Source organism: Streptosporangium sp. NPDC006930 (assembly GCF_040635605.1).
Lineage (GTDB): Bacteria > Actinomycetota > Actinomycetes > Streptosporangiales > Streptosporangiaceae > Streptosporangium.
On the sequence record NZ_JBEYID010000012.1, the window covers coordinates 151,833 to 177,935 of the forward strand.

Here is a 26,103-nt window from a genome sequence, read left to right on the forward strand (position 1 = left end):
TTAACCCGAAATGGCATTTTCGCCGTTGGCCACATAGAAGTCAATGGCCTGCAGCATACAAAGGAGGTCATAGGTATCGCCTAACCTGCGCCGGCTCGCGGTCGCCAACTTAGCGTATTCCAGACTTGGCGACAGCCCGAAATGGCCTTCCAGCCCCACGGTCGCCATTAATGACTTCACCGCGTAATGTTTTATGTACAGTCGCCCCCAAGCGGTATTCATAGGCGGCATGAGAACGTCGACGCCATCTTCCAGGGCGACACTGGCCGCCGCCAGGAAATCCGCTGCCATAACGGCAAGTTCATCGTATATTTCCTTGACCGGAGCACCCCAAAAACCTTGGCCGATCGCCCCGAGAGCCCTGTCGATCAAAGGACCTTCCAGGCCGGCGGCACCTACGGCCAACTCGGCCGTGATCAAGCTCACCTCGTTCATACGCTCCGGGGAAGGGTCGGCCGCGATGACCGCGATGCGCGGGTGACGAGAGGCCGTCTCCCACATCTGTTCTTTTAAGATCAGGTCGGGACGGTCCGGGACCTGTTCGTCCTCGGATGCGTCGCCGATGCGGAGTATCAGATGACTCCGTTCTTTCCAGCTCTGGTCGATCCGGACGCCGGAGATTCGCTCGGCTACAGTGAAGGCGGCGGCCAGCCAGTTCTCCTGCCAGTCTTCGACCGTGACGCCATAGCCGCTCGCCCAATGGAGATATTCCGGCTCGGCGTGAGCGGCGCCTTGGTTAAATGGGTCGAACTGACGGGATAAACGTCCGTTGACGGCATAACCGAACTGTGCCTCACCGTTCCACGCCAGGCTTAACGCCTCGCCGGATCTTGAGAGCGATTCAAGGCTTGAGCGCTTGATGCCCAGATATCTGGTCGCCTCCACGGCCAGCGTCCATTCCCCCGCTGGAGAGATGAGGACCACCCCCTCGTCAAGGTCCATCTCGTATGCCTCGAAAACATCGTTGAACTCCCCCTCGCTCACACCTTCTTCGTCTCCGCCGAATTGTCGTGCAATGAAACCAGTATCAGCTCCTTTCGTCCAGGTGACACAGACCGGCTCATTGAACAGCGAGCGAATCGTCCTTTTATAAAAGTCGAATTCCGTGCTCACATCGATCTCCTTCTGGTTGAATTTCTTCGAGAAGGGGTGGCGCGGAGACAGATCTCCTGTTGACGTAGGAGAGTCGGATCGCCGCGACAGCGGCACGGAACTATTCGGTTTCGGTCACCGTGCTGGACGAAGGCCGTGACGCCCTCGTATTCCGCTGTCGGGGCGGCGCCGGCGGTCTCGTACTGAAGCAGCAGCAGGCCTTTCGCCGTCACCTCGTGGTGGACGAGTCGAAAGCCGACGGGTCGGCTCGGGTGGTCGAACAGCCGCCGTCCTGAACCGGTCACGGCCGGGGCGACGACGAGCCTGAGCGTGTCGACGAGACTCGCCGCCGGCAGGGCGTTCCGAGCCGGGCACTCCCGTGGATTTGGCGCGGGCACGCTGTCGCCGAGCCCGGAGGTCATCTTCTGCCACACCAACCGGTATCTAACTTCCGGGAACAGGCACATCGCCGGCAGGAAGTAGACCCCGACACCGGACGGCAGGTCCCGCAGCCGCCGTTGGAGTGCCCGATGCTCCTGCAGGAAGGCGTCCACCAGTTCGAAGGGCAAGAACGGGGTCAGGGCGCCCAGATGACCGGCGGCGAACCGCCCCGCGGCCACGGTGATTTCCCGGGGAAAGTGTCATCAGGGCGAGTGGGGAGGCAGAATACGAGAACAACGCGGCTCCGTGCAGGACGTCTTGGTCGACTACCTGCCTCAACGAAGCCGCGTTGCCTACGTTCCGGCTAGGACACAAGCCCTCGACGATCCGCTTGCATCTCCCAACGAAGCCTTAACTACCCGGCCTTGGGGGAAGCTCAATCTGTCCGTCCTACCGCGCTCATCCACCTGGTCAGGTTCACAGTCCGGTCTCCCCCGTACGGATGAAGCGCTGGATCGCGTCAAAGGTCTCCATCATCAGGGGGTATTCCTCGTTCGGGAACACAGGGCTCAGCACCCTCGCCTCGGTCAGCACGTCCTGCACAGCCCGCTCGACATCTGGATTCAGTGCCGCCGCCAGCGTCCGGACGGCATGGTAGCCGATCATCAGCCGCCCGGCCTTCGTATCACGGGTAAGGGAGAGGGACGTACCCTCCTGGCCTGCGACCTCCTGTGCCTTCTCTCGATACCGCGTGGCCATGCTGTCGAACTCGTCGCGGAACTGCTGAATACGCTGACCTCGCTTGCCTCGCTTTCCATTTCCATCGGCGATTGCCATGAGTGCCTCGTCCACTCGGGGATCGGCGATCCCCGCCTTCCGCAGGGCCTCCTGCGACGTGATCAGTACGATCCTTCGGAGGTTTCCCGGCACAGGATCGGCGGCGATGCACGCGACTGTGAAGTCGCCGGCGAGAAACCCGAGCATGTCCTCCCGCAGGAACAGGCCGTGATCGCCTTGGCTGAACGGCCCTAAAACGACCTGCCCGTCCTCCTCGGAGTCGTCTTCCACCGGCTCTCCCTGCCGGGTGACGACTTTCCAGCGCTGCCGTTCAAGCCAGGCCCGATCGAGACGGATTCCGGAAACCTCCTCTCCCACCGCGAAGGCGGCGGCCTTCCAGTCCTTCTGCCACTGCTCAGTTGTTACGGAAAGACCGCGTAGCCAGGCCACCGCGTCCGGCGAGTCGCCAATCGACTCCGGGGCGAGAGGCTCGAAGGACGCCACCTCCCGGCCTTCGGCGGCGTAGGAGAGATATGCCAGATGGTTGACCGTCCAGAAGAGGTTGAGGGCCTCTCCATACTCCGACAGGTCGGCCAGTAGTCCGGAGTCAGCACCCCTGCAGCTCGCAGGTTCGATGATCACCGTCCAACCGCCCTCCGACGTGATGAGGAAAATCCCGCCGACGCTCTCCAGCACCTCATTGTCGACGCTCCACGTCATCTCGGAGACCTCCACGGAGTCTCCACCGAACTCATGGACCACGCGGTCGATGTCCGCCCCTTTGACCCAGGTGACGGATACCGGATCGGGAAAAATGTCACGGACGTCCTCGTACGCGTTGAAGATCACACTCATCAGTGGGCTCTGTTCTCCATGGTCGACCAGGGGGACATGAACAGTGCGGGGCAGGCTTCGCCTTCCCCGCACCGCACTACGAATTTAGGGGACGATGGGTCCAGCCACATTGTCTCCGACGCCGTCGATGGTGCAGCCATCGATTTCTTCGAGTTCTTCAGGGGTGGCTTCGGTCGCCACTATTCCGGTAGCGCCGCTTTGAGGAAGCGAAGCTCCGAAGGCGATGATGTCAACCCAGAAAGGCGTGTTTTCACGGATGCGGTGACGCCTGTACCATGCCCCGAGCCTGGTGCCCGCAGCACAGTTGTCGGCCAGAGCAACGATTCTCGCCGAGAAGTTCTTTCCAGGCCGTTTTGCTCCCTCGTGGGTGCTGGCGAAGGGGAACTCATCGCAACTGTCCGGTTTTTTGTAGCCGGGTTTCACCACGCGACAAGCCCGGATCGCTTCCGTCCGATTTCCGTTGACCAACGTCTCCTGTCTCGTTCTGTGCAGGCAACCCGATGCGTCACATCCGTACTTTTTTGGGTCGAAGCGGCCAGGGATATTTTTGTTCGTTCCACGGGCCGGATCTGTGTTACTGGAATCATAAAGCGCGTCATAAATATGTGTTGCAGTTTCCTTCACCTTGTACTTGCCATTCTTCATCTCGTTGGCATTGAGGATGAAGACTGGACGGACGGAGTCCACGACACAGCCACCGCTGTATGCCTTGATCCAGTCGGCACTGTCGCAAGTGATCGACTGTAGCCAGTTCCTCCCCTTGGCGTTACGGGGATTCAGCTGGAAGTAGCTGTCCATAACCTCGGGGTTGGTCGTGTACTTGATCCATGGATTCAGTGAACAAGTGCTCATCTTGTCGTCGTGCGGCAGGCCATCCCATGGGACATTGAAAGTCATCTCGAAAATACCGCCGTCACGCCACTGGGCTATCGTGGCCTCACGGCCATTCTTCCCGTCTCTCGCCACTCCTCCCTGCTTGAAGGAGGAGGTGCAACTCCTTCCCTTCTCTCCGAAACCGATTCGTACGAGCCGATCGCTCCAGTCACTGTCAATCAGCTCGACCTGATCGACACGCGTAAATATTTTAAACTGGCGACTGTTCACCCCGGCCGGCATGTCCCGCGCCTGGGTGTTTTTCTTCGCCTTACCCACGTAGGTGTGGACGAGCATCGTCAGCCGGGCACTCCACTTGACACTGCTGAGGAGAGGCGTTGAGCGATCGACCTCGTCGTCCTCGTCCCTCTCACCGATCCACATGGCATAGCACATGCTGAACGAATTCTTGTATTGGAACGCCTGCCGGTTCAGCTGCCCCTGCATCCCTGGCCGGTTCGGTTCTTTCACCATGGATTCACAGTCGTCCCAATCCACATGTTCGTAGGGAAACTTCTGCGCGGCTGCGGCCTGGTTCTGTAGTGAAGTGTCGGTGGATGCCCGCGCGAGCGGCGTAACCAGTAATCGTGACCTCGTCGGCTCAGCTGTTTCGACACCTATATCCTGCCAGGTCGACCAGGTACCGGATGAGCCCTCAGCGGTTACGCGGGCGCGCCAGCGCACCTTCCAACCGGCCTTCAGTTTTCCCTTTGGCACCTGAAGGGTTCCGGTGGATCCAGAGAACACGTTTGTGACGGCCCCGGACCAGATCAATCCCCGTCCCTGTGATGGCACCTTGGGGTCGTGAACCAGCTCCACCTCCATAGTCGAGCGACGCCGCAGTGGATCGGACGCTTTCGCCATGAGATGCGGCGTCGTCGTTGACGTGACCGCACTGCCGTCCTTCGTGGTGAACGGGCGCGTCCACAGCTCGCCGATGGCTGGTCTGACATCACGTTTCGTCACAGCGGGCCGGCTTTCTGTCCGCGCTGATGTCGAGGCACCGGAGGGCGCGCCGCTGCAAGCGCCCAGGTCCCGCCAGTCTCCGCTCGATCCGCTCGATCCGGGCTCTTTCCCGGACGGCCACGAGGATATGGCTTCCCAGGAATGGCCCTTCCAAGTGACCCTGGTGCCTTGTGAGTAGAACTTGCTGGCGCTCCATGTCTGATACGTACACGCAGGTGCCGTCGGCGTCGGTGTTGGCGTCGAGTCGGCGGCGATGAATCCCCATGTGTACGGGACCGCCATTGTGTTGCCCGCCGCGTCCTTGGCACCGCTCACTTCTGCCTCGTAATAACTCCAGCTCAATGGGGCACTTGGCGTAAAGGTCAGCACCGTGTTACCAGAGGATGCCACCGCGCTGCCTGTTACTTCTTCCTCCCATATGAGGTCCGTCAGTGTGATCTGGGCTTCGGCGACCGGTTCGCTGAAGGTCACCTTTATCGGTGTGTTGGCTGGAACATCCTCGTCCCCGTCAGCCGGGCTCACCTCTATCACGGTCGGCGCAGTCCTGTCCGGCCCGCTGGTGGGCGTCGGGGTAGGTGTCGCACCAGGGCCCGTACCGTCGGTGTAGGTAACCTTCAGCACAGGCGGGTGAGCATCCTCGTCCTCTGTCTCGGCTGACTGATAACCGCGGTCGTACAGCGGAGCCGAGGAGGATTCGTCAACCCCGCGAAGCAGCAGACCGTGGTTGTTCTGGCCCGATGCCCATGCCCGCACCGCGCCGGTCACCTGCCAGGTCCAGGTGACACCGTCAGGCTGCTCACCGACACATCCGCCTGGATCAGTGGCGATCACCTCACCGTCACTGACAGCCGCAGGCTGGTTGGCCCAGGTCAGCGTGTTCGCATTCCAGGCGGTAGTAACTCTCTGCGCCTTGATGCCCGAGTTGCCACTGCCGCAGCCGTAGACATCGGTGTTCCACAGCTCCAGCTTGGCGTTGGTGATGGTTTTACCCGTCAGAGACGACGTGTCGAACTTCAGATAAGTTCGCTCGATGATCCCCTGGTACGCCCCTACCCACAGTGTCGGTCCGCCGGGACCTGTTGATCCCTCATCATCGACCCAGGTGTCCGTCTGTACCGGCAACGAGATCGTGTGCTCGACCGGCGGATCCGTCGGCGTGGGTGTGGGAGTGGGCTCAGGCTCCTGTCCGGTGGTGAACGACCATGTGTGCGGAGTTGGCATGGTGTTGCCCGCTATGTCCTTGGCGCCGCTCACCTCAGCGGTATAGCGGGTGTTCAGGGCCAACGGCTGTGCCGGTGTAAAAGCCAGCACCGTGCTCGATATCTCCATCTTCGAAGTGCCCGGAACAGGTGCACCTACGGAATCCTTTACCGTTACCTGAGCCCCCGTGACCGGTTCATCGAAGGAGGTCCTCACCTGAGTGTTGATCGCCACGTCGACATCATCACCCTCTGGACTTGTCCCAAGAATCGTCGGCGGCGCCGTATCCGGCCCGGTGGGAGATGGAGACGGGTCAGGCTCTGGAGTGTGCACGGCTCCGATGGAGTCCAGCCACTCTTCCCGGGTCATATCGTCGGGAACATTGAAGCCGACGGAGGAGTCCTCCATGAAGTAGGCGTCGGCGTTCTCGCGTTCTGCCTGAGACTGTTCCTCGGTTACCAGCGGTGCGACCGGCATCGTCTCAGAGGTGAACGTGTCGTCCAGAGCGTCTCCGACAGTCGGGTTTTCCTTATAGGGCATGAAGATGCCCTTGATCTCGGGCTCTGGCGTGGGCTCCTCGTACTTGACGTAGAGGTACGGGGGGTGTCCGTCGAAGTCGGTGTAGTTGGCCGAGCGGAACTCGCGCCAGTTGATGACACCGCCCTCTTGCAAGGCCCCCACGCGCAGACCGTAGTTGGGCTGGCCGGCGGCCCAATCCCGGACGATGTCTTCGATGGTGTAGTACACGTCTCGGGACGTCAGGTTTCCTGAACAGTGATCACCGACGGCGCTGCCCTTGGTGCCCTGTCCGCTGGTGGTCACCGTGGGCTGGTTGCTCCAGCTCAGCGAGTTGATCGACCAGTTGCTGGTGATGCGGCGTACGACGATGTCGCCCTTTTCGTCGCCGCAGGCGTGGGAGCGGTAGTTCCACGGCCGCAGGTCGGCGTTGAGGATCGGCCGGCCCATGAACGGGGCGCCGGTCAGGTCGAAGCGCAGATAGCTGCGCCACACAGTGCTCGGGTCGTTGGTCGGACCGTTGGAGACGGCGTTGCCGCCGTTGCCCACCAGCAGCTTGAACATGTGCTGGTTGGGGCCACCCGTACCCCAGGTCTTGTTGTTGATGAACGTGTCGTCCGGATAACCAGCGCCGTACCACTCCGAATCTGCCGCGGCCAGCGTCACCGGGTAGGCGACCTGAGGGTCGGCGAGAAATCCCGCGTCCGGGGACAACACCACGACCGGCCCGCCCGGCTTGTCCTGGACCGAGGCCGTCGCCGCACCCATGCGACCGGACCCGGGAGCCTCGGCCGCCGTGGCGTCCAGCATCCGCACCGAGGCCAGATCAGCCACCGGCTTGTCACCGGCCAGCACGGCGGCCTTGCCCGCGGAGGTCTTTCCGTACTCCATCCCTGCGGGCAGATCGACCGAGACCGGCAGCTTCAGCTGCCCTGCAGGCCGTTCCCGGATCACGATCTCCTGATGGAACCCGGTCTCCGTCACGGTGACCACCAGATCGACACCCCGGCCGTAGACGGATTCGTACACCGCCCGGTTGCCCGACAGCTTCGGCGTGGGCAACTGGCCCGGTGCGGAGATCTTCACCTCTCCGGCCTTGTCCTTTTCGGTACCCAGCGTCTCGCCTCTGGCGGTCAGCAGATCGGTGTCACCACCATCGGACAGGCTGATGTCCAGTTTGACCATCCGGGGCCTGACGACCCCGTTCTCCACGATCAGCGTCGTGTCGATCTTCTTCCAGATGCCGTCTCGTTTGACGCGGACGGGCCGGCTGTAGACATAGGTGCCCAGTGTCTTACCGTCGCCGGTGGTGACCGTGGTGGAGTTCTCGGTGTGCAGGGTCTCGATCTCGACCTGTTTGTTCTGCCGTTTGGCTTCCTGCTGGGCCACCTCCACCGGGTCAGGAGCGGCGGCCGGTCGCGACACGGGCACAGCAGAGGTGGGCGCGGGGGTGGGGGCGGCTGCGGCGGGGGTCACCAGGAGGGAGGCGGACATCCCTACCGCGACCATCAGTGAGGCTCGGCAATGGTTACGGGACAGAACTCCGGGTTTTGGTTTCTGCGGTTTCACTCCGACCTTTCCGGTAAACGGTCTTGGGCCGGAGTGATCTTCACATGCGACGGATTCACAAGTAAAGAGAGAGGTCACAGTCACCGGATAATCGGGCATGTCACATACGTAACAGATGCATCACCTTCCGTATTTTTGGGCCGCATGGAGGCCCTTACCCATCGGGATTAACGGGAAGAGAGAAATGAATCAGCGCCTTGTTCTCCCACCCCAAAAGCTACATCGACCTCAACCATCGTAGGTCGGCCAAAAATATGGGGGAAAATGTCGGCCGCCATGTCTATACTCACCGCCCTTGAACGATTCGGTCGACAGCATCGATGCTTTACGGACCAATGTGCGTGTCCCTTAACGAAAGCGGAGAGCACTCACCAAACTCGGCCGGAGCGGCTCAGCGAAGGGCTTGGATGACGCGTTGTCTCAGGATGGGGTCGCCGATGCTGTCGGGTTCGTGCCAGGCGGCGGCGGTGACCTCTTCGGTCTGGAGCCGGCCGATCGCGCCGTCGGTGTGCAGGAGGAAGCGGAAGTCGATGTGCCGGTGGTCCGGCTCGCCCTTGGCCGAGTTGGCGGGAATGGGGTGGATGTCGATGTGCAGGGGACGCTCCCCGGCCGGGGTGACGGCGGCGGTGAGGATGCCGGTCTCCTCGGAGAGCTCGCGCAGGGCCGCGTCCAGGAGGGTGGTGTCGGATGCCTCCAGGTGACCGCCGGGCGGCAGCCAGCAGTCCAGGGCGAGGTGGCGGATGTGCAGGATCCGCCCGTCGGGGTCGGCGAGGATCGCGGCGGCGGTCGCGTGGCCGCGGAACTCCTTGCGGGTCGTGATGTCCGCGCCGTCGTCGAGCAGTTCCAGGGCCGGGGCGAGGCTCTGCTTGTCCTCGGGGTACGCGTCGAGGTAGTCGCCGATGACGGCGCGGATGTGGTCTGCCGTGATGGCCAAGTCGATCACCTGTTGACGTAGGAGAGCCGGATCGTCGCGACAGCGGCACGGTCGGCCGCAGAGACCTCATGCATACCGGGTGCGAGGTCTCCACGGGTGAGCTTTCCGATCCTGGCGAGCCTCTCGTCCTGGGCCAGGAGGACGAACGGCGAAGGCCGTTCTCTCATCGGTGCGGTTGGATCGTTCCTTCCCGCTCTTCGGGAGGTGGGGGTGCCAGGGTGCACCAGACGATCTTGCCGCCGGGGGTGGGGCGGTAGTAACCCCAGTCGGTGGCGAGGAGCTCGACGAGGTGCAGGCCGCGGCCGTTCTCGTCGTCGGGGCCGGGATCGCGGACGACCGGGGTGAGCGGGCTGGCGTCCCAGACGCGGAGTACAACGGTCTCGCCCATCCGGTAGACGTCCATCCAGATCTGGTCCGGGTCGGCGTGCGGGATCGCCTTGGCGGCCTCGGGGCACACGGCGTGCGCGGTGATCGCGTTGGAGACCAGCTCGGAGACGATGAGCTGGGCGGTCTCGATCAGGTCGTCCCGGCGCCAGCTCTCCAGTACGCGCCGGACGTGGACCCGGGCGTAGTAGGGCGAGGTCGGGAAGAGGGAGAGTTTGAGGTACTGCGTGCTGCTGGCGACATCGGTCATTTTCCCTCGCTCCTGGTTGGTACGTCGGACATAGGACCGGCACCGTTCGCGCGGCCGGGGACGCCGCACTCCCTCACGGGGGACGAGGGGGCACGGTGCCGGTCCTATGGGAGTACGGCCGGGGAGCGTCGCAGTTGTATCGCCGGTCGTACCGCTGAGGCCGGGCGGGCACCCGATACGGGGTGGGCCGCACCGAGAGGGAAAATTGTCCGCCCGGCCGTCTGGGGAAATCCTTCGTTTTGCCTTCCGGCGGGAGCCCCGCCTGGAATGCTCACGGAGAGAGCATGCATCATCACTGTAAGTAAATGCAATGCAGGTTCTTACACTGCCCGCATAGTCCAGAAAGGTGCTGAAGATGCAGGAGAAAGATGAGTTGGGAGCGGTTACACCCCTGCCACGCACCAAGCGTCAACCGCCGACGGTACGTCTACGGCGCCTGGCAGCCGAGCTACGCCGCCTCCGCCAGGAAGCCGGACTCTCCCAGGCCGAGGTGACCGAGAAGACCGACGTCAACCTCGCTACGCTCCACCGAATCGAAACGGCCAAGACCAAACCGCAGCTCCGAACACTCAACACCCTGCTCGACGCCTACGGCGTCACCGGCAGCCAACGCACCGACCTGGTGGCGCTGCAGAAGGAAGCGAAGCAGCGCGGATGGCTGCACGGCCTCGAAGCAAATCTTCCCGACAAGTACAGCGCCTACATCGGCTTGGAGGCCGAGGCCCAGCAGGCCATCAACTACGAGTCGCTGTTCATCCCTGGCCTGCTGCAAACCGAGGACTACGCGCAGGCGGTGATCCAAGGCGTGCTACCAACCGCCCCCGAAGCAGAGGTCGACAGCTTCGTCACCGCCAGAATGCAGCGCCAGGCTCTTCTTGAGCACGAGGCACCCCTGCGACTTTGGGCGATCATCGACCAGGCCGCCCTGCACCGAACCGTCGGCAGTGACGCCATCATGCGCGCCCAGCTCACACACCTTCTCCAGCAAGCCCAGCGCCCGCACATCACCGTCCAGGTCATCCCGTTCTCCGCCGGAGCCCACCCCGGAATGCCCGGCAGCTTCATCGTCTTGAAGTTCGACGCTGAGGGCTCCGACGTAATTCACATTGACAGCATGGCCGGCGATCTGTTCTTTGAAAAAGAGGCCGATATCCGACAGTACAACCACATCTGTGAGCATCTTCGCGCGATAGCACTCAGCCCCACAGATACGGCAGCACTCCTCACATCTCTACGCGAAGATCGATAGAGGAAGGAAGCAAGATATGCAGAAGCCAGATCTATCTGGCGCAAGCTGGCGCAAGAGCAGCCTCAGCGGCAGCGGCCCGAGCTGCGTCGAGATGGCCTTCGTCGGCAACGACGTCGCCGTCCGCGACACCAAAGACCGCGACGGCGGCACCCTCATCTTCAGCCGTACCGAGTGGAACGCCTTCATCGGAGGCATCAAGAACGGCAACCTCGACACCCTCCCCTAACCCCCACCCACCGAGGACACAGAATGCGGAAACCTGACCTCTCCCAAGCACGCTGGCACAAGAGCAGCCTCAGCGGCGAAGGCGCAAGCTGTGTCGAGACGGCCTTCGTCGGCAACCACGTCGCCGTCCGCGACACCAAGAACCGCGACGGCGGCACCCTCGTCTTCCCCCGCATCCAGTGGACTACCTTCACTCAAGGCATCAAAAACGGCGACTTCGACATCATTTTCTAACCGCCCCGAAGACACCAAAACCGACAGGGCGCTCTCTGATCGCCCTGTCGGAAAACATCAAGGTCACATGGCAGCAGCCAACGGAAGAGCCGCTTTTTTGGAACGCTGACGCCGTTGCTGGAGCCACCACATGGTGGCTGGATGGACAAACGTCCAGCTTCGAACTCTTGGCCGAGCGAGTCCGTCTGATCCTCCTCGATTGAGGGGGGAACGCGAAGGCCGGGCGCCCGATTCCATCGGTAGTCCCGGCCTCACTTCCAACGCCCACCGGGGGCGCGGCACTCCCCAGCGTGCCTCACCAGCAGTGATCGGACAAGCGCTTTAAGGCATCTTCAGAGGCGCGGAGGCCAAGCGCCTGCCCCCCTGTCAGAACAGGTCCTCCTGGTCGGTGATCGCCTTGGGTTTGGGCTTGCTCCGGGTGCTCTTCTTGGCGGCCTTGTCGTGCAGGCCCTGGGCGACCTCTTCCGCATAGCGGGCGTGGTTGAGCTCCAGCAGCCGGTTCACCAGCTCCCGCTGTACGCCGGGACCGACCGTGTAGCGGATCTCCCGGCCCACACTGTGGTGATCGTGGTCGAGCTGGGGGATCAAGTCATCCCAGCCGTAGGCCCGGCAGACCGCCTCGTCAATGGCCTGGTGGATACGACGAAGCTCGGCGATGTCCTCGTCTTCGCACTTGGGGTCGTTGACCAGGTTGTAGGTCGCGGTGAGACCGGCTTGGCGGGAGAGCATGAGGTCACGGCGGAAGGTGTCGAGCCGATTGCCGAGGTTCCTCATCTCTTCTGTCAGCTCGGGGAGGGGCAGCGTCTCAAAGACATCTGAGGGGGTGTAGCGGAGATCCGCTTTCATCGACGACGCACGCGCACGCGCCCACCAGTTAGTGCGGTGCGCTCGACAGCAGCGCCAGCATCGCCGTGTCATCAGTCGCGAAGACACCAAGCATGTGCGAGAACACCTGCCCAGTCGGCACCATCACCGGCATCACAACCTTGCTTACTAGCGTGATCACGACCACCTGCCGTAATCCCGCGATAGCACCATAAAGTTCCGGTCGCGCGCGCTCAAACAGCCACCATCGATCACGTGCCGTCTTGCTGTATTTGTTCGCGTCGCGCTCAGGTTTCACCTTCTCCAGAACCTGGGCATACGTTTCAGCCGCACCCTTTTCCCAATCCCGAAAATTGATGACCCAGCGACTTCCTGAGGTGTCCGGACGAGAGTTCAGATCCTGCCCATTGAGATAGGGGAAAAGAACCTCTCTGTTGCGGGGGTCCCTCTCGATCATCGCTCGCGCGGCGTCAGGTTCCATCGTGAAGCCAAGGCCAAGGATGTTTGAGCCCTGGAACGACCTCCCCGTATTCGCCAGCAGTCGGCGGGGGTTGCCCGTCACCCGGGACATGGGGTCAAGCGAAGGTGTGATCGCCGGGACCTCAACCCCATCTGCGAAACGTTTGGCACCGGCACCGGCACCGGGCTGAACCCGACTGCTCCACACCACGCAGTATTCAAGCACCGCGCTCCTCGACGGCCACGGCTTGCTCTTCACCGCCTGCCTGATGGCCACCCCGCCCTGTACAAGCTGGTCGAGTCCTACCTCACGGGTGTCCCCCTGAGCGAGCGTGTTGGTCGCGATAAGCCCGGCCTGCCCGCCCTTGTTCAGCAGGTCATGAGCCCGAAGCAGAAAATAGGCGACCAGGTCGGCGCTTCCCCGAGCCCCACGGCCTATCGCCTCGACCAAATACTCCCGATAGGCGACCCCCATCGTCCCGGTGAGCTTCTGACCTCCCAGAAAAGGCGGGTTCCCGATGATCGCGTCAAAGCCGGGGCCATCCGCTTTCGGCTGACGCAGGGACTCCCCGTTTTCTGAGATCTCAGTGACATGGCTCGCGAAGACCTCGGGAAAGGCCAACGGCCAGTGAATCGGGTGGCGGTCAAAGGAGCCGTGAACCTGGTCGGTGGCGAGCCATCTGCGGCGCTGTTCACGGGCGACCAGCTCGGCCCTGTCCGCTTTCTTGCTCACCGCGTCGGCCAGTTCGGCGGCCCCGAGCGAGGCGACGTCGTCGACCTCGCCGACCACCCAGCGCTGGCCGCGGACCTCCACCAGGGCTCCGATGGTCGGCCGTTCCTCTGTCGCGCTCAGGGGGGCGCGCTCGTCACCATTCACTCCTCGCCGACGGGCTCCCTCGCCGTTCCCGCGCTCGGGCCGTCGTTCCGTGATCGAGGAGATGTGATCATCGGGGGAGGGGTTACCGGTCGGGGGACGGCGGGGGTAAAGGACCTGCAAAGTCGATCGCCCTGGGACCGTTCCGTCAAGGGCGCGAACTGGACTGTACGCCATACATGTGCTGCATGTCCACATAAAAAATATCAGTGCGCTTAGTTCACATGCAGGCAGAAGCGGTCTAATATTCAACAGTGTGACGCGGCGCACCCTTGATCGGGTTACCGGCCGAGCGCCGCTTCTCGCCCTGCCGACCCTGCCCTCGGAGAGTTCGGCGACCCGCACCAACGGCGAACCCGACCGGGAGCGCCAAACGACAGAGGCACCCCGCCACCACCACAGGGTGACCATCACCGGGCGGATCCGCCTGGTCGTCGACTGGTCGGACAGGCGTCCGAATTTTGTTCGCCGGCCACGGGCCGCGCGCACACCGAATCGCATTCTGTCCCGTGCGGTCCAACCCTCTCTCCCAGATGACCGCATTTTATTGCTAAACACGGAATTCAACGGCACGTGACCATACGATATAGGACCGGCAACACAGAAGGCGAAGGTGCCGACAGTGCAGCGATGCACCAAGAAGGGCCGACATAACCACCACACTGCACCTTTGGGTTATATCGGGACACAAAAAGCATTTAACGACATCGACCTGGTCGTGGCGGAGATCGCGGCTAGGGTCACCGTGGAAGATCTCCTGTCCAGTTCCGCCAGGTATCCTCCGGATTTGCGCAAGAAAATGCTGCGCCATGTGGGGCTGTCTGATATGCGGTCGATCAGCAAATCAGCGGCGACCAACCTTGTGCACATACTCCGGGGTAACGACAGGAGGCGGAGCACCTCGCTCATCCACGTCCTCAGCCTGCCCTTCCTGTATGGATTCGAGAACCACGACGAGCTCACCGCGGACGCCTGCGCGAGATTGCTGCGGCCGGGTTCCATGGCCGAGACGTTGTCCTCGGCGCTTTCCTTCGCCGAGGCACTGGCGAACATGAGGGACCTCACCGACAACTTCGCCGATCTCGTCGTCGCGCACATCTGCCGGTATGACGTTCCGCTGTCTCCGTTGGCACTCGCCCTGCTCGTCCCCTCCGCCGAGCGCATGGGCTCGAATGTCGCCGAAGAGATTCACGCCGCCTGGCAGGAGTTGCGCTCCCTGCATTCCGATCTTCCGGAAACACCGATCTCGCTGTCCGAACTTCGCAAGGCCATCTGGGCCCTCCCCTCGGGGACAGTCGAGGATCCGGATCCCGCCGCGATCGAAGCGCCCGACCACTACGAGCCCGAAGAGTTCGAGTTGACCACAGAACACGAAGAATCCGCGACACGTGAGACGCCCTCCGCCGCCGAGGACTCCATCGAGGCGTTACAGGAAGAGATGAGCCGTCTTCGCCAGACGCTGCTGAGGGCCGCCGAGGCCGCCGGAAACGTGCAGCGAGCATGCGCGGACGCACGCCGGCCCCTTGACCGCGACCTCGAAGTGATAGCGCGGAGCGTCACCGGCTTCGACGGACTGCGGGACAGGCTCGCGTCGGCGGCCAACTCCACGATCACCGACGACGGCACGGTGGCCGCCCTTCAGCAGACCCTCGACCATGTCGTGGCGGCGAGTTCCCAGCGTCGCCGAATACTCGCGCTGGCTCATATCGAGGGCCCGGCCGGCCTCGAAAAACCGCTGGAGGAGATTCGTGGGGCCTCACTTGACGGGTCTCCGATCCTGGCGACACTCGTGGAGCTCATCGATCTCGCGGGCGATCCGAATGCTTTCCTCCGTACGGTCGAGTTGCAGGACAAGTTCAGGGAGGAGGCGCCGACCGGCTGGGCCCTCGTGGCCGCGGCCGCGGCGCAGGGTCTCCTGGTGGTTCCCGAGCGGCCGGACATCGCCTCGCGCCCTCCGGCCGGGAGCGAGTTCTCCGAAGAGGACGAGCCCGATGAGGACGACGGAGGAACGGCCCCCGCGACGGATGAGCCAACGACGCCGCCGACGCCTCAGGAAGTCACCCCGGAAGATCAGGATGATCTGGCCGACCTGGACGCCTTTCTGGAGGCCAACCTGACGCAGCCGGAGGAGACGTCGCCACGGAAACCCAATGTCGCGGGAGCCGTTCCCCTCGCCCCCGTTGCCTCCGCGGCCGAAATCGCCGCCGTGGAGGTCGGCCCAGAGGAACAGGAGCGGCCAGAGAGGACATTGGCCGATCCCGTCCCCGTCTCGCAGCCGTCCACCGACCATGTGCAGGACCTTCCCCCGGAGTTGGTGGCGGCAGAGGCCAAGGCGATCCGCGCCGAACAGCTGGGCCTGGCGGCCTGGCTCCGGGCGGCAGCGGGCCGTCCCAGCGCCGAGATCAACGTGCGGCGGTGTGCCGCCATGGCCGCCGAGATGAGCGAGTTCGCCGGACGGCTGTCGGCGGCATTCACCGAATCGGCCGCGGAAGTGACGTCAAAGGCACTCGGCGATGACACCGCCGGACAATTGCTCGGCTGGGCGGCGGCGATGCGCGCCGGTCTGGTCCATCCCACGCCGGAGACCGCCCGGCTGCTTGAGGACCTCTCCCCCGTGGTCTCCAATTTCCCGGCACTGACCGCGTACGGAGACGCCTTCGCCAAGGTGGTTCAGGACGGCGCCTATCTCGTACCGGGGCTGTCCGGAAGAATGCGGAACACCTCACAGGCCGAGAGCAGCCAAAAACACGCCTCCTCGGTCGCGGCGAAGCTCCTTGAGGACGGCCCGTCCCGGACGATCAAATTCCAACGTGCCACCGAGGTGTGGAAGTCCCTGCTTCAGGAAAGCTCACCGCTGGGTAGCATTCTCACCATCGCGGCCCACAACGACACCTCTCAGGCGCGAAAAGCGGGCCTTGAACTCAAAAAACTCCGCGCCGCTCAGGTGATCGACCGGATGATCGACACCGAGGCCAAGAAACAGACTTCGAACCGTGGGAGCAACCGCATCCACTCCGGCGCGCGGATCAAGTTGGTAGAGAAGGTCAACAAGGCCCTGGACAGCGTGGCGGCCTGGGTGACAGCCGTCCGCGAGGTGGAGGCGCTACGCACCGACACCTCCGGCGTCCCCTCGGTTGTCGGAAAACTGAACGACCTGCGCACGGTGGTCAATCACGACAGGGCTCGCGCCGAGGAAGAGCTCACGAGGCTCGCCGCCTCGGCGGAACCACTGGCCGCCGCCGCCGTGGCCGCCGCGACGCTGATTCACGACACCCTGTCCCTGCTCGACGGAAGCTCTCCACCGGAGTCCGAACCCGCGATCGCCAACGTGCTCAACGGCGATCTCCTGTTCTCCCCCGAGATCAGGGTCGACGCCGACACGTTGACCCCGTACGCCCCTCCTTCCCTGAGCCGGCTCCTCCCCCTGTGCGGTGAGGACGGCCGGGACTGGCGGGCTGCCTTCACCGCACGTGCCGATCTCGGCGACCACGAGGGCACCCGGGCCATCCTCTCCGTCCTGACGCACCAGGACCACGCACTCGCGGCGGAACTCCGGCAACGCAGGGAGAAACTCGTTGATTCGGCTCGGCATGCGCGCAACGACCGGATCGAGGAGATTCACGATCAGGTCGCCGAATGGCGTCGTGACGGTGTGCTTCCCGAGGTCGTCGCCACCCGCTTCTCCGGAACGCTCCAGACACTCGCCGGTGACGAGCGGGACGATTTCGGTGTCATCTCCGGCGCTCTCGACCGGCTGAAGCAGGAGGCCATCGGGATCCGCGACGCCAGGATCACCGCGGAGCTGGAGCAACTGACGGACCTCGGCGCCGAGAACTCCGACGTCGCCGCGGCCCAGGAGCGGATCAGATCCTTCATCGAAGCCGGTGACCTGACCACGGCCCAGGAGTTCACGGCACAGGCACAGGCTGGAAAGCAGTTGCCCGAACTCTCTGATGCCGTCGATCACCTCGACCGCTTCTTTCCACGTTTTCCCAAAGCCTTCGAGGACACCTCCTCCCGCTCGACGGGGCGACAGCGGAGACCGGAGAGCGCCGACTGGTTCCAGAAACTCAAGGACGCACTCAAGTTCGGAAACGATATCGCCGATCCCCGGCTCAGCGGCATCCTGGCGCAGACCGGACTGTCGATCTCCGACATGCCGAGAGGGCGGCACGGAGTATCCGAATACGGACTTCGGAACTGGCAGGCCATGGCGCAGGGACCGAAGGGTGCGGGAAATCTGAGATCCGCCATCGCGGCCGTGCTGCAGATGATCGGTCTGGAGGGAGAGCAGGATGCCGATCCCAGCGAGGAGCAGAATCGCATCTGGGTCACCCTGAACCAGGTGCGCACGATCGGCGACGCCCTGCTGCCTTCCTTCGGGTCCAGAATGAGCCCGTCAGGCGACCGCCTCCGGCTGCTCCTTGTCTGGAAGTCCCCCGGTCCACAACAGGTCATCGAATGGTTGAAGGACCAGCCGGAGGGCCAGACCGTCCTGGTCTTCTATTTCGGAGTCCTCACGGTGGAGCAGCGGCGTCAGCTGGCCGCGGCCGGTCGCAAGCGCCCCACCCCCGTGGCGGCCGTCGTCGATCACGCCGCGATCTGCTACCTCGCCTGCCTGCCCGAGGCCAACTGGACCTCGACGGTGAGCCTGCTCGCGCCGTTCAGCTCCGCCAACCCGTACGCGCCCACGGGCGACGTGCCGGAAGAGATGTTCTATGGACGCTCGGACCAGCTGCAGGAGGTCACCAGCCGGACGGGGTCCTCGTTCGTCTACGGCGGCAGGCAGCTCGGGAAGTCCGCGCTGCTTCGCAAGGCCGAGCGGCACATCCAGAAGACCGACAAGGATCGAAAGATCATTTTTGAGATCATCCAGGACATCGGGCGGGTGGCGCCGGTCGAGTCGCTCTGGCCCATGCTCGCCAGGAAACTCTCCGCGGCCGAGATTCTTCCCGAGTCGGCGAGAACCCTCTCTGACGCGAAGGAAATCTGCCGCGGCGTGGAGAAGTGGATCAAGAACGACCACACGCGGCAACTGCTGATCCTGCTGGATGAGGCCGACGAGTTCCTCAACGAGGATGCCCGCCGCGCGTCGTTCAGCAATGTCATCGCCCTGCGTAACCTGATGAACGAGACCGACCACAGGGTAAAGGTCGTCTTCGCCGGCCTGCACCAGACCGCTCGCTTCGAGAGCCTGCCGAACCAGCCACTGGCACATCTCGGAACACCCATCGCGATCGGACCGCTCGATCCGCAGGACGCGTTCAATCTGCTGACCAGGCCGTTGGCCGCGCTCGGCCTACGTTTCCCCCCCACCCTCGCCTCTCGGGTGATCGCCGAGGCCAACAACGCGCCTGCCCTGATCCAGCTCTTCGCGGAGTCCTTACTGACCCGCCTGCGACGGCTTCCCGCCCTGCAGACGGCACTGCCCTACGAGATCACTCGTGAGGATGTGGACGCCGTCTGGCGGGACAAAAAGCTGGCCCGAGGGTTCCGTGATCGCTTCGAGTGGACCCTCAACCTGGACAAGCGTTACAAGGTCATCGCCTACGCCGTGGCGTTCAACTCTCTCGACGCGGGAACCGACGCCACGATGACGGCGGGCGAGTTGCGAGCCGCCTGCCAGGAATGGTGGCCGCAGGGATTCAAGGACTCATCCAGCGACGGTTTCCGCGGGCTCCTCGAAGAGTGTGTCAACCTCGGCGTTCTCGCCGCCGACCGGGAGCGTTACCGGCTGCGCACTCCGCACATCCTCAACCTGCTCGGCGGTGCCGACGAGGTCGTGGCGGTCCTGGAACAGGCTGAGAGTTTCGAGCAGGCCGACTCGTTCGACGCCCAGTCTTACCGTGCCGCCTACCTGGGGCGGCGTGAGCGATCGCCGCTGACCGGTAGCCAGGTCTCCTGGCTGCTACGCCGGCAGAACATGCTCCATCTGATCACCGGCTCGAAGGCACTGCAGATCGACCGAGTGGCCGTCGCGCTCCAGGAGGAGGCCAGACGGCACGGCCAGGCACAGGTGTGGCGGGTCGGCGAAAGCGGTCTCACCTTCGACGGGGCGGTGCAGCGGGCCAGTAGCGGTTTGGGCCACAAAATCATCATCACCGATCTTTCGGGCTTTTCGCTCACCAAAGTGACCGATATCGTACGAACGGCCTCCCGCGCGGTCTCTCTGTCCAGCGGCGGCACCCTTGCCATCGTCATGATTGCCCCTCCGGAGCACGCCCTTCAGTGGCTGACGATCGGCCGAGGAACGGACACGGCCGGAGACGGCACCGATGACCTGGCCGGCGCGGCCAACCTCGTGGAATTGCAGCCGTTCAACCGGCCCGGCGTACGGCAGTGGATGTACGAGGAAGGACTGGGTTTTCAGGACGAGGCCAGTCAAGGAGCCCTGTTGCGCGTCACCGGCGGATGGCCGGTCCTGATCAGCAAGGTGATCCAGGAGCTGAGCAGGCCCGACACCGATCGTGAGCACGCCCTGGAGTCCTGCCGGACGCACCTGAACCGGGCACCGGGTGAGTTCGTGAGGGCCACGGGGGTCCTCTCCAGCAGGGCGCTGAGCGCTGCGTGGAATGAACTCGTACGGCAGACAGAGATCACCGACGATCCGGAGACAATCGCGGGCTTTCTCGCCCTGGCAGGAGCGGACGAGGACGGGCACCCACTCTCCGAGGCTCTCTTGCGACAGGAACACTACGCCTCCACCATGGATCTGGTCGAGGTGCTTCGTACCCTGGGCGCGCTCGTGCTCCGCGCCGATGGCAAGCTCGAACGCGAACCCGTCCTCATGCAGGCGACCCGGCGGATGGGGCAATCACAATGACGTCGGATCCACTGCTGCCGATACTCCGCGCAGCGGCCGAGGTGTTCCTCTCCCGCCCGGCTCTGGCCGGGCGGGAACACGAACACGACACCGATCGATTCGTCACCGCCCGGCGGCAGATGCTCATCGATGCGCTGCTCAGGTTCCCTGAGCTTCGTGCCCGCCTCCGCGGGGATTCACGGATCCCCCGCGACCAATCGGAGTCAGGCGTTCTCGCGGTGCTGCTTTCATCGGCCGATGACGATGTCGTCCGGACGGGGCTCCGGCTGGCAGAACGGCTGGACAAGATGAGCCACCTCCAGCAGACCCGGCTGCGGCGACACCAGAAGAAGATCGACGAATTACGGGTCCGGCTGGAGCGGGCCAACGGCCGGAACGAGCATGCGGTCGCGGAACTCCGGAGCACCAGAGCCGCCCTCGGAGACGCCGAGAAGCGTGCCGAGGAACTGGGCGTCCAGGTGTCCGCTCTCCAGCGCCGTCTCCGTGATCCGCATACGACCGCGGCCAGTCTCCTCGCCGCCTTGCAGCAGCCACCCGACATCTCCGAGCGCGGACCAGAAAGCCGGGATCCGCGTAATCGCCAGACCTCCACCACTCCTCCTGTTCCGCTCGTCGCGCTCGCGGCGAAGGCTGCGGGCATCGAGTCCGAAACGCTTGTCGCAGCACTCCAGGCGATCGTGGCTCCTCCGGACAGCGCGCCGGAGCCCCGGGTGACCGTCACCCGGGAACTTCATCTGCGCGTCCTGCCCCTCGGGGGCGCCACCGAGATCGGTGGCTCGTGCGTGCTCATCGAAGCCGGTGGCACCCGTCTGCTGGTCGACGCCGGGTTGCGTCCCGGTGATCCGGCTCAGCCACCACGTGACATCGATCAGGCTCTGAGCGGACCGATCGACGCCGTGGTGGTCACCCACGCGCACACGGACCACTGCGGGTATGTCCCCGCGCTGGTCGAGCGGATGCCACGGCTGCGAGTGATCGCCACCCCGGCGACCGTACAGTTGATGCCCGCCATGTGGGCCGACTCCGCGAAGCTGATGGGCCGGCGGCAGCGTACCTACAGCAGTTGGGGGGTGAGTGGCGAGGCCCTCTACCAGCGCGATGCCGTTGAGGCCGCAGCCCAGCGCTGCGAAGAAGTCCCGTACGGCGTACGACGCCGGATCGGAGACATCACGCTTGAACTTTTCCCGGCAGGCCACATCCTTGGGGCTGCCGGAGTCGTCGTTCAAGCCGGTGACCAGCGCGTCGTCATCACCGGCGACATCTCCGGGTTCCGCCAGGAGACCGTGGACGGCTACGAGATCCCGGACGTGGCACGCGAGGCGGACCTGCTCGTGATGGAGTCCACCTGCTGCGGCGAGATCCACGACGCGCGGGAGACCCGCGTCACCGACCTGGTCCGGGCCGTCGAGGAGGTCTACTCGGCGGGGGGACGGGTCCTCATTCCCGCCTTCGCGCTCGGCCGCGCCCAGGAACTCGCGCTGATCATGCGAGACAGGCTGTCCCATGTGCCGGTGTTGCTCGACGGGATGGCCGCGGACGTCACCTCCTCTTTCGAATCCATCACCGCCGACCGCGGCTCCCCGCTGCGCATCCTCGGCGAGAACGTGGCACGGGCCAACCGCCCCGACGACCTCGACACGTTCACCTCCGGAGTGGTGATCACCACGTCGGGCATGCTCACCGGGGGACCGGCCGTACAGTGGGCGGCCCGCATCCTGCCCGAGGCCAACAGCGCGCTGTTCCTCTCCGGCTACCAGGACGAGGAGTCCGGCGGTGCCAGACTGCTCAGACTCGCCGAGGGGGGCGCCTCGTATCTGCCCATTGACGACCACGGCGTGGAGAGAAGGATTCCCCTCAGGGCCCGTGTCGAGATGATGCGCCTGTCGGCACACGCCGACAGGCGGGGCCTGCTCGAAATCGCCGACGAGGTCGCGGCCAAGGAGGTGATGCTGGTGCACGGCATCCCGCCACGACAGCGTGACTTCGCCGACATCCTGCGGATACGCCACCACCACACGGCACCGGCCGGCCCCTGGCGCGAAGGAGGATCGGTCTGACCACGGGTTGTTCTTCTATGGCCGGGCCCTGGAGGAACCGCACGAGGCGGGAGTCTAGGTCGCGACCAGTGGGTGCTGTCACAGGGTGCGGTCGACTGGCAACGCCGCACCATGAGCGGCTCCTCGGCAACGACCCAACGGGCTCACGTTCAACACCGCGCTACCGCGCGAACTCGCCGTCGAGACACTGGCCGCCCGCCTGGCCGACTTCTCCGCCGCGGCCTCCGTGCTCGGCGAGCCCACACGTCTTCTGGTCCGGTGATGAGGGAGGGACCCATGATGGTCGCGCAGCGCTACGAGTTGCGGCAGCCGATAGGCCGGGGCGGTATGGGGGAGATCTGGCAGGGCGTCGACCTTCACCTGAACCGCAAGGTCGCCGTGAAGCGGGTCCGGCGCGACAGGGTCACCGAGGAGGCCATCCGGCGGTTCAGGCGCGAGGCGCGGATCATGGCCCTGCTCCGTCATCCCGGTGTGCCCGCCGTCCATGACTTCGGGCAGGACGACTACGGGTTCTTCCTGGTGATGGAGTTCGTCGACGGATGGCCCGTCACGCACGTGCTCGACGCGCACGAGAGGCTTCCCCTCTCGTGGACCGCCCTGATCGGCGCGCAGCTGTGTGCCGTGCTGTCGGCCGCCCACGCCCGCTCGCTCGTGCACCGGGACCTGAAGCCGGGCAATCTCATGCTGTGCCGCGATGCGACCCTTGTCGTCCTGGACTTCGGGGTCGCGACGGTCCAGGGGTCTCCTGACTTCTCGGTGATCACCGGGACGATGGGTGCTCCGGGAACCGAGATGTACATGGCTCCCGAGCAGTTTCGTGAGGGGACGACCAGCGCGCTGACCGACCTGTACTCGGTGGGCTGCATCCTCTACGAGATGCTCACCGGCCGTCGGGTCGTTCATCCGGCAGGCTTCGTCACCGAGACGAGCGGACATTTCAGCACTCCTTCGGCATCGCTGGGAGCCGCGGCGCCGAAGGAGTTCGGCGAGCTGGTGATGGCATTGCTGGAGAAAGCCCCTGAGCGGCGTCCACAACGCGCCGACGAGGTCTTCCACCGTCTCCTGCCGTTCGTACGCGACCTGCCTCCGCTGCCCGGTGTCGTCGATCGGGCGACAAAGCCGATCCACCTGTACGCCGAGGCGCTGTCCAGGGTCAGCTGGTGACCAGCGTCATCGCCTCGGCGGCCGTCGGCCGACCTCCAGGATCCTTGGCGAGGCAGGCGGCGAGCGGAGCCTGGAGCGCCGTCGGCAGCACGGACAGATCCGGGTGATGAGTGATGATCTTCCGGTAGACGAGAGGCGTGGAGCCGGCGTCGAAGGCGTGCCTGCCCGTGGCGCCGAAGAGCATGGTCGCGGCCCAGCTGAAGACGTCGGAGGCCGGACCGACGTGCTCGCCGGAGATCTGCTCGGGAGACATGTAGGCCATGGTGCCCTTGAGGACACCCGAGGTCATCGTGACCTGGTCCAACGCTCTCGCGATCCCGAAGTCGATCACTCGGGGGCCGTCGGGGCCGAGCAGGACGTTGGCCGGTTTGAAATCCCGGTGCACGATGCCCGCGGCGTGAATGCCCGCGAGCGCCCCGGCCGTCCCGATGGCGAGCCGGGTCAGACTGTCGCCGTCCCTCGGTCCTTCCCTCCGCACCAGCCGTTCCAGTGAAGGGCCGGGCACGTACTCGCTCACGATGTAGGCCACGTCCCCCATCACGCCGACGTCGATCACCTTCGCCGTGGCGAAAGGACGCACCCGCTGCGCCATCGCGGCCTCCCTGACGAAGCTCTCTCGTTCGGCCGCGCCACCGATGATCCGGCTGTGCAGCACCTTGACCGCCACCCGCAGCCCGCCAGGGCCGTACGCGAGGTAGACCGCGCCCTGTCCTCCTGCACCGATCTTCCGGTCCAGTCGGTACGGCCCGATCTCCCCGAAGGGAAGGGATCCGGACGCGGTGTTCGCCGGATACCGGGGGGACGGGGAGAAGGGGGAGATCGAGACGGGAGGAGATGACGGAGGTGGGGCCGGGGCCGGGCTCGGGTACGCCTGGTAGGCCCGAGAGGCGGGAGCCTGGTACGGCGAGGTCGGCGGTGGGGTCGGGTGAGCCCGGTAAGGGGAGGTCGGATGCGTCGGCGCCCGGTATCGAGGCGGAGGCATGGGGTTGTACTGCCAGTCCCTCGGAGGGGGATGGATCATCGACCGGCTTCGGAATGCGGATGACCGAAGCGCGAACGCATGCACCGTACCGCCCAGCCAGTTTACGACGATCATGATTCCCGTGATCACCTCGACCGGCGCCTCCTTCGTCGCGGGGTCATTGTCGCTATAGATCCCGGAAATGACGACGAACGCGAGCAGAATCACACCGTAGACGCCGGTCGCGAATCCGGCGATCCGGCTTTTCAGCTGCACCGCGGCGTGTCCGATGATGAAGGGGGTCACGAATCCGGCGGTGTACAGCGGGGCCAATGCCCAGATCAGGCTGAGCGGGAAGTTCCACCAGGGTGGCCGAGCGGGAAGACGCCCATCGACATTGTGGTGATGGCGAGGTGCGGGGCCACCGGCTGAGAGCACGGAACGAATAATACGGACCCACCGCCGACACCGAGGAGAACAGCGATTACGGAACCTCCATTTCGGGAAACCTCCCGGACCGAATCCAAGCCCGGGGCCGGCTCTCGATCGTTATGACATCGGGCCGACGGGCGAAGACCGGAAGCCCGGTGGTCCCGGGCCCATCGAGCCTCGATCCGATCAGGGTGTGAACGAGGTCCACCGACAGCGATACACATCACTTGGATGAGTCACAGCTATTTTAGTTGTGCGCTGAGTTCACACATGATTCACTGGCATGGCACAGCACACCGCCATCGGAGAGCGAGACCCGCCATGCACGGAAACCCTCAGCAGCCGCAGTACGGCTACTCCCAGCTCCCTCCCCCGCCCGTGATCGTGCAGCGGAAGGGGGGCGGCTGCCTGCGCGCGTTCCTCGTCGGCGCCGCCGTGCTGGCCTGTCTGGTGGTGATCGGCGGCCTCCTCGGCGGAGGCGGCAAAAACGGTGAGGACTCCACGGGTTCGGCCGACACCACGGTCGCCGAGGCCGCCGCACCCGCGAAGAAGACCGAACCCAAGCAGGCCGGACTCGGCGACACCGTCATGGACGGCAAGTTCTCCTTCAAGGTCACCAAGGTCGAGAAGGGCGTCCAGCGAGTCGGCGGCGAATACCTCGGCTCCGACGCCCAGGGGCAGTACGTCCTGGTGCACGTCACCGTGAAGAACATCGGCGAGGAGTCCCAGCTGTTCAGTGACTCCTCACAGAAGCTCATCGACGCCCGGGGCAGGCAGTACGACACCGACTCCGGCGCCGCCGCCCTCGGGCTGAAGAATTCCAACGCCTTCCTCAACACCATCAACCCCGGCAACACGGTCAAGGGGATCCTGCTCTTCGACGTCCCCAAGAACTTCAAGATCAAGGCGATCGAACTCCACGACTCCGTCTTCTCCGACGGCGTCACCGTCGCCTTGAACGACTGACGACACACCCGCTGCCGGATGGCGACGCTCCGGCCGC

Annotated in this window: 16 protein-coding genes and 1 pseudogene; 7 read left to right on the forward strand and 10 right to left on the reverse strand. The window is 64.4% G+C overall.

All coding sequences use genetic code 11. The features are described 5' to 3' along the window. The 7 genes and pseudogenes from ABZ664_RS22010 to ABZ664_RS22040 form a co-directional block, all read right to left on the reverse strand. On the reverse strand, positions 1 to 1,113 hold the full coding sequence (locus tag ABZ664_RS22010; protein ID WP_362512752.1) for a DUF6461 domain-containing protein: 1,113 nt from the start codon (positions 1,111 to 1,113) through the stop codon (positions 1 to 3). Positions 1,114 to 1,499: 386 nt separating this feature from the next. Beyond that, a pseudogene (locus ABZ664_RS22015) lies at positions 1,500 to 1,718 on the reverse strand (transposase domain-containing protein); the annotation flags it as partial. A gap of 232 nt (positions 1,719 to 1,950) precedes the next feature. Then, entirely contained in the window at positions 1,951 to 3,105 is a 1,155-nt protein-coding gene (locus ABZ664_RS22020) for a DUF6461 domain-containing protein (RefSeq protein WP_362512755.1), read from the reverse strand. Positions 3,106 to 3,189: 84 nt separating this feature from the next. Then, on the reverse strand, positions 3,190 to 8,049 hold the full coding sequence (locus ABZ664_RS22025) for a DNRLRE domain-containing protein (protein WP_362512758.1): 4,860 nt from the start codon (positions 8,047 to 8,049) through the stop codon (positions 3,190 to 3,192). Positions 8,050 to 8,620: 571 nt separating this feature from the next. Then, positions 8,621 to 9,163, reverse strand: a complete 543-nt coding sequence (locus ABZ664_RS22030) for an NUDIX domain-containing protein (protein WP_362512762.1) — start codon at positions 9,161 to 9,163, stop codon at positions 8,621 to 8,623. Between the two features lie 5 nt (positions 9,164 to 9,168). Then, positions 9,169 to 9,330: a hypothetical protein gene (locus tag ABZ664_RS22035; protein WP_362512765.1), complete on the reverse strand. Its 162-nt coding sequence runs from the start codon at positions 9,328 to 9,330 to the stop codon at positions 9,169 to 9,171. Next, the gene (locus ABZ664_RS22040; RefSeq protein ID WP_362512768.1) at positions 9,327 to 9,797 is read right to left on the reverse strand and encodes an ATP-binding protein; all 471 of its coding nucleotides are present in this window, start codon (positions 9,795 to 9,797) and stop codon (positions 9,327 to 9,329) included. Before ABZ664_RS22040 ends, ABZ664_RS22035 begins: the two co-directional genes overlap by 4 nt. A gap of 355 nt (positions 9,798 to 10,152) precedes the next feature. Between ABZ664_RS22040 and ABZ664_RS22045 the strand changes: the two genes are divergently transcribed. From ABZ664_RS22045 to ABZ664_RS22055, 3 genes are read left to right on the forward strand one after another with little or no spacing between them, the layout of a single operon-like run. After that, a complete protein-coding gene (locus ABZ664_RS22045) occupies positions 10,153 to 11,046 on the forward strand; it encodes a helix-turn-helix transcriptional regulator (protein WP_362513017.1) in 894 nt (297 codons plus the stop codon). 16 nt (positions 11,047 to 11,062) lie between these two features. Then, the gene (locus ABZ664_RS22050; RefSeq protein ID WP_362512771.1) at positions 11,063 to 11,272 is read left to right on the forward strand and encodes a DUF397 domain-containing protein; all 210 of its coding nucleotides are present in this window, start codon (positions 11,063 to 11,065) and stop codon (positions 11,270 to 11,272) included. Positions 11,273 to 11,295: 23 nt separating this feature from the next. Further along, positions 11,296 to 11,505, forward strand: coding sequence for a DUF397 domain-containing protein (locus tag ABZ664_RS22055; protein ID WP_362512774.1), 210 nt, complete (start codon positions 11,296 to 11,298; stop codon positions 11,503 to 11,505). Positions 11,506 to 11,871: 366 nt separating this feature from the next. On the opposite strand, the gene ABZ664_RS22060 is transcribed toward ABZ664_RS22055, so the two are convergent. Then, on the reverse strand, positions 11,872 to 12,351 hold the full coding sequence (locus ABZ664_RS22060) for a hypothetical protein (RefSeq protein ID WP_362512779.1): 480 nt from the start codon (positions 12,349 to 12,351) through the stop codon (positions 11,872 to 11,874). A gap of 28 nt (positions 12,352 to 12,379) precedes the next feature. After that, positions 12,380 to 13,666 (reverse strand): DNA methyltransferase, encoded by a 1,287-nt coding sequence (locus ABZ664_RS22065; RefSeq protein WP_362512782.1) that lies wholly within the window; start codon positions 13,664 to 13,666, stop codon positions 12,380 to 12,382. Between the two features lie 784 nt (positions 13,667 to 14,450). On the opposite strand from ABZ664_RS22065, the gene ABZ664_RS22070 reads away from it, so the two are divergent. The 3 genes from ABZ664_RS22070 (at position 14,451) to ABZ664_RS22080 (ending at position 23,707) form a co-directional block, all read left to right on the forward strand. Continuing rightward, on the forward strand, positions 14,451 to 20,486 hold the full coding sequence (locus tag ABZ664_RS22070; protein WP_362512786.1) for a hypothetical protein: 6,036 nt from the start codon (positions 14,451 to 14,453) through the stop codon (positions 20,484 to 20,486). Continuing rightward, positions 20,483 to 22,543 (forward strand): MBL fold metallo-hydrolase, encoded by a 2,061-nt coding sequence (locus ABZ664_RS22075; RefSeq protein ID WP_362512788.1) that lies wholly within the window; start codon positions 20,483 to 20,485, stop codon positions 22,541 to 22,543. The genes ABZ664_RS22070 and ABZ664_RS22075 overlap by 4 nt, the downstream gene beginning before the upstream one ends. A 276-nt stretch (positions 22,544 to 22,819) precedes the next feature. Next, positions 22,820 to 23,707, forward strand: coding sequence for a serine/threonine-protein kinase (locus ABZ664_RS22080; RefSeq protein WP_362512792.1), 888 nt, complete (start codon positions 22,820 to 22,822; stop codon positions 23,705 to 23,707). On the opposite strand, the gene ABZ664_RS22085 is transcribed toward ABZ664_RS22080, so the two are convergent. Further along, positions 23,697 to 25,106, reverse strand: a complete 1,410-nt coding sequence (locus tag ABZ664_RS22085; protein ID WP_362512795.1) for a protein kinase — start codon at positions 25,104 to 25,106, stop codon at positions 23,697 to 23,699. The two genes, ABZ664_RS22080 and ABZ664_RS22085, sit on opposite strands and share 11 nt — an antisense overlap. Before the next feature lie 315 nt (positions 25,107 to 25,421). Between ABZ664_RS22085 and ABZ664_RS22090 the strand changes: the two genes are divergently transcribed. Next, positions 25,422 to 26,066: a DUF4352 domain-containing protein gene (locus tag ABZ664_RS22090; protein WP_362512798.1), complete on the forward strand. Its 645-nt coding sequence runs from the start codon at positions 25,422 to 25,424 to the stop codon at positions 26,064 to 26,066. Positions 26,067 to 26,103 lie beyond the last annotated feature (37 nt).